The sequence below is a fragment of the Janibacter limosus NBRC 16128 genome, assembly GCF_001570985.1.
Taxonomy (GTDB): Bacteria; Actinomycetota; Actinomycetes; order Actinomycetales; family Dermatophilaceae; genus Janibacter; species Janibacter limosus.
Genome location: NZ_BCSS01000078.1, coordinates 1 through 4,750 on the forward strand (window position 1 = coordinate 1; position 4,750 = coordinate 4,750).

At 69.3% G+C, this 4,750-nt stretch carries 4 protein-coding genes; 2 read left to right on the plus strand and 2 right to left on the minus strand.

All coding sequences use genetic code 11. The annotated features are described in order from the left end of the window. Positions 1-38: 38 nt before the first annotated feature. Both JLI01S_RS16235 and pepN read right to left on the minus strand, forming a co-directional pair. Positions 39-962 carry a mechanosensitive ion channel family protein gene (locus JLI01S_RS16235; protein ID WP_068266654.1) on the minus strand — a complete coding sequence of 308 codons (924 nt, stop codon included), beginning with the start codon at positions 960-962 and terminating at the stop codon, positions 39-41. Continuing rightward, positions 959-3,511 (minus strand): aminopeptidase N, encoded by a 2,553-nt coding sequence (gene pepN / locus JLI01S_RS16240; protein ID WP_068266657.1) that lies wholly within the window; start codon positions 3,509-3,511, stop codon positions 959-961. Before pepN ends, JLI01S_RS16235 begins: the two co-directional genes overlap by 4 nt. Positions 3,512-3,583: 72 nt before the next feature. Here pepN and JLI01S_RS16245 point away from each other — a divergent pair, with 72 nt between their 5' ends. Both JLI01S_RS16245 and JLI01S_RS16250 read left to right on the plus strand, forming a co-directional pair. Continuing rightward, positions 3,584-4,189 carry a mycothiol-dependent nitroreductase Rv2466c family protein gene (locus JLI01S_RS16245; RefSeq protein WP_068266660.1) on the plus strand — a complete coding sequence of 202 codons (606 nt, stop codon included), beginning with the start codon at positions 3,584-3,586 and terminating at the stop codon, positions 4,187-4,189. 41 nt (positions 4,190-4,230) lie between these two features. Continuing rightward, positions 4,231-4,698, plus strand: a complete 468-nt coding sequence (locus JLI01S_RS16250; RefSeq protein ID WP_068266663.1) for a ribose-5-phosphate isomerase — start codon at positions 4,231-4,233, stop codon at positions 4,696-4,698. Positions 4,699-4,750: the final 52 nt, after the last annotated feature.

Below are 4,750 nucleotides of genomic sequence, written 5' to 3' on the forward strand. Positions count from 1 at the left end.
TACTTCGAGGGCCTGGTCGAGGCGGCCTGACCGAGACGTCAGATCTGGTGTTGGCCCGTGCCACCCAGCGGGAGGGGCGGCCCGGCGATCCCCTCGCGGTCGAAGGCCTCCTTGACCCGGCGGCGGATCTCGCGCTGGATGCCCCAGTTCTGGTTGGGCGTGCACGTGGCGAAGACCCGCACGGTGACGGTGCCGGCGGTGATGGTCTCGACGCCCAGGACGGACGGCGTCTCGCGCAGCACCTCGCTCCAGTGTTCGTCGTCCTTCATCCGCGAGATGGCGTCGGTGATGATCCCGATGACCCGGTCGACGTCCTCCGTGTAGGAGAAGGGCAGGTCCACCATCACCGTCGACCAGCCCTGGCTGCGGTTGCCGATCCTGATGATCTCGCCGTTGCGGACGTACCAGACGACGCCGTCGAGGTCACGCAGCCGGGTGACCCGCAGCGTGACCTCCTCGACGGTCCCGATGGCTTCGCCGGTGTCGATGAAGTCCCCCACGCCGTACTGGTCCTCGAGGATCATGAAGATCCCCGAGAGGTAGTCGCGCACGAGCGCCTGCGCGCCGAACCCGAGCGCGACACCACCGACACCGGCCGACGCGAGCAGTGGCGCCAGCGGGATGCCGAGCAGGGCGAGCACGGTGAGCGCCGCGACGGTCGCGATGACGATCGTGGCGATGCTGCGCAGGAGCGAGCCCATCGTCAGGGTGCGCTGCCGGTACCGCTCGCCGGCAACGCTCGTGAGGGCGCGCCCACCTCCCTTGTGGTCCCGCTTCGCCCGTGAGGCCTCGCTCCGGGCGATCGAGGTCTCGACGGCCTTGGTGATCGCCCGGTGGGCGAGCCACCGGGCGACGACGGCCAGGACCACGGTGAGCAGGACCTTGACGGGAGCGCCGAGGAGCCAGTCGAGACTCGACTCCCACGTGAGGTCGATGGCGAGCAGATGGGACATGTCGATCATCCGACCGAGTCTGCGTCACGCTCCTGAGCAGCGACTGCACGCGCGACCGCGTCGCGGCTCTCGGCGACGGTGCGCCGCAGACCGGCCGGGGCCTGCCCGTGCTCGTCGAGCCAAGCCTGGGTCGCGGCGAGCAGCTCGGGGCCGGCCAGGGCCATCGGGTAGAAGCCGATGACGATGCCCTCGGCGATGGCGTGCGTCCTCGAGGACCACACCTCCTCGAGGACGTCGTGGTACCGCTGGACGAAGGGGGTGAGCAGCGCCGGGTCGTTAGTCCGCCCGAAGCCGAGCCCGTGGGCGTCGACGACCGAGTTGGGCGTCTCGGTGGAGACGACCCCGGCCTGCCACGCCGCCTCCTTGGCCTCTGGCGTCGGAATGCTCGCGGCAGCGCGAGCGGCGCGCTCACGACCGGTGGCGGTGTTGTCCCCCTTCGCTTCTGCGGCGACGGCGTCCGCGTCGGCCTCGCCGGCTGCTGCCAGGCCGGTGAGCAGAGTCCAGCGCATGTCGGTGTCGACGGCCAGCCCCTCGAGGGAGGCGCTGCCGTCGAGCAGGCCCGCCGCCAGGGAGACGTCGTCGCCGGGGGCGAGCAGACCCGCGTGACCGGTGATGAGCTGCAACTGGGCGTCGCTGCCCGGAGCGGCCGCGCGGGCCAGCTCGGCGAGGTGTGCCACGACCTGCTGACGAACCTGCTCACGGTGGGCCGGAGCGCCATAGGTGAGCACGGCGGTCGAGATCTGTCCGATGAGGGCACGCAGCAGCACGGAGTCGGAGAGACCGTCGAGCACGGGCAGGACGAGGTCGACATAGGCGCGGGCGGCCATCTCGCCGTCGCGGGTCATGTCCCACGCGGAGGCGAGTGCCAGCGAGGCCGGCAGCGACTCGGCGAAGGCCGTGGGGTGAGCCAGCAGTGTTGCGAGCGAGCGCTCGTCGAGCCGCAGCTTTGCGTAGCTCAGGTCGTCGTCGTTGAGCAGCAGCAGGTCCGGCTGACGCTGACCGACGAGCTGTGGCAGGGGAGTGTGCTCGCCGTCCACGTCGACCTCGATGCGCTCACGACGCTGGAGCGTGCCGTCGACGAGGTCGTAGAGACCGACCGCGAGACGGTGCGGGCGCAGCGTCTCGAAGCCCTCGGCGAAGGTCTGCTCGATGACCGCGTCGACGTAGTGACCGCGGTCATCGACCTCGACGATCGGGCGCAGGGTGTTGACCCCGGCGGTCTCGAGCCACAGCTTGGACCAGGCGCGCAGGTCGCGGCCCGACGTCGCCTCGAGCTCGTCGAGGAGGTCGTCGAGGGTCGTGTTGCCCCAGGCGTGCTTGGCGAAGTAGGCGCGCAGGCCGTCGCGGAAGGGCTCGCGCCCGACATAGGCCACCAGCTGCTTGATGACCGAGGCGCCCTTGGCGTAGGTGATGCCGTCGAAGTTGACCTCGACATCGTCGAGGTCGCGGATCGGGGCGACGATCGGGTGGGTCGAGCTGAGCTGGTCCTGGCGGTAGGCCCACGCCTTCTCGTGCGTGCAGAAGGTCGTCCACGCGTCGGCCCACTCGGTGGCCTCGGCCTGGCAGGTGGTGGAGGCCCACTCGGCGAAGGACTCGTTGAGCCACAGGTCGTTCCACCACTTCATCGTCACGAGGTTGCCGAACCACATGTGGGCCAGCTCGTGCAGCACGGTGAGGGCGCGGCGCTCGACGAGCGCATCGGGCACCTTGGAGCGGAAGACGTACATCTCGTGGAAGGTCACGCACCCCGCATTTTCCATCGCGCCCATGTTGTACTCCGGCGTGAAGACCTGGTCGTACTTGGTGAAGGGGTAGGCGCGGTCGAACTCCTCCTCGAAGAAGGCGAAACCCGCCTTGGTCAGGGCGAAGAGGTTGTCGGCGTCGAGGTACTGCGTCAGCGACTTGCGGCAGAAGATGCCCAAGGGCACCTCCTTGTCCCGCGAGGTGAGCGAGTCACGCACGACGTCGTAGGGGCCGGCGACGAGCGCGGTGATGTAGCTGCTCATCCGCTCGGTGGGGGCGAAGGCCCACGTCGCCACGCCGTCACGCACCGGAGCGGGCTCCGGGGTGGGGGAGTTGCCGATGACCTGCCAGTGCGCCGGGGCGGTGACCGTCAGCGTGAAGCTCGCCTTGAGGTCAGGCTGCTCGAAGACGGGGTACATCCGGCGGCTGTCCGGCACCTCGAACTGCGTGTAGAGGTAGACCTCGCCGTCGACGGGGTCGACGAAGCGGTGCAGCCCCTCGCCGGTGTTCATGAAGCGGCCCGTCGCGCGGATCGTCACCGTGTTGTCGTCGGCCAGGCCGTCGAGCTGGATCCGGTGGTCGGCGAAGATCGCCGCGGCATCGAGCTCGCTGCCGTTGAGCTCCACCGACTCCACGGACTCACCGATGAAGTCGACGAAGGTGGAGGCTCCCCCCTTCGCCGTGAAGTGAATGGTGCTCGTCGTCGCGAAGGTCGTCTCCGAGGTCGTCAGGTCGAGGGTGATCTCGTGGCTGTCGACCGTGACGACGGCCGCCCTCTCGGCGGCCTCCTCACGGGTGAGGTTCTTGCCCGGCACGTGTTGCTCCTTCGCAATAGACGTTTTCCTCATGCTGTCACAGGCCGACGGGACGTCTGAGACGATTGGGTCATGACGTCAACTCCCGTTCAGATGTGGTTCGACCCGCTGTGCCCCTGGGCCTGGATGACCAGCCGGTGGCTGATGGAGGTCGAGCAGGTCCGCGACATCGAGGTCACCTGGTCGCAGATGAGCCTGTCCGTCCTCAACGACGGGCGGGACCTCCCGGAGGAGTACCTCGACCTCATGGAGCGCGGCTGGACGCCCGTGCGCGTCATCGCCGCCGCCCGCAAGGCGCACGGCGACGAGGTCACCAAGCCGCTGTACGACGCGATCGGCACGCGCATCCACCTGGGCGGGGAGAAGGACTTCCGCGCCGTGACCGAGGCAGCGCTCGCCGAGGTCGGCCTGCCCGCCGAGCTCATCGAGGCTGCGGACACCGACGCGCACGATGCCTTCCTGCGTGAGAGCCACGACCGCGCCATCGAGCTCGTCGGCGACGACGTGGGGACCCCGGTGATCTCCGTGGAGGACGTGGCCTTCTTCGGCCCTGTCGTCTCCCCGGCACCGAAGGGGGAAGCGGCCGGCCGCCTCTTCGACGGCTGTGTGCTCGTCGCCGGCACCGACGGCTTCTTCGAGCTCAAGCGCTCCCGCACCCGCGACCCGATCTTCGACTGACCAGCACACCCCGCCCGATCACCAACACCTGGAGTAGACCCTTGCGCGTCCACATCGGTGGCGACCACGCCGCCTTCGAGCTCCACCAGGAGCTGCTGACCTTCCTCGCCGACGAGGGGCACGAGGTCACCGACCACGGTCCGTTCGAGTACGACGCCGTCGACGACTACCCGGTCTTCGTCATCCGCGCCGCACAGGCGGTCGCGGCCGACCCGGGGAGCCGCGGCATCGTCCTCGGCGGCTCCGGCAACGGCGAGCAGATGGCGGCCAACAAGGTCGCCGGGATCCGAGCGGCCCTGTGCTACAACGCCGACCTGGCCAAGCTCGCCCGTGAGCACAACGACGCCCAGGTCCTGTCCATGGGCGGACGCATGCAGTCCGTCGAGGAGTCCAAGGAGATGGTGCGGGTCTTCCTGACCACGGACTTCACCGGCGAAGAGCGTCACCAGCGCCGGATCGACATGGTCAGCGCCTTCGAGAGCGACGGTACGGTCCCGCCCCTGCCCTGATGGGGTGCGTTCAATACCACCCAGGGACCCGCCGTGAGGGATTGCGGCGGGG

What these genes read in the sequence shown, in the direction of transcription:
- JLI01S_RS16235 (WP_068266654.1), bottom strand. Translation starts at nt 962, where the DNA reads ATGATCGACATGTCCCATCTGCTCGCCATCGACCTCACGTGGGAGTCG.
- JLI01S_RS16245 (WP_068266660.1), top strand. Translation starts at nt 3,584, where the DNA reads ATGACGTCAACTCCCGTTCAGATGTGGTTCGACCCGCTGTGCCCCTGG.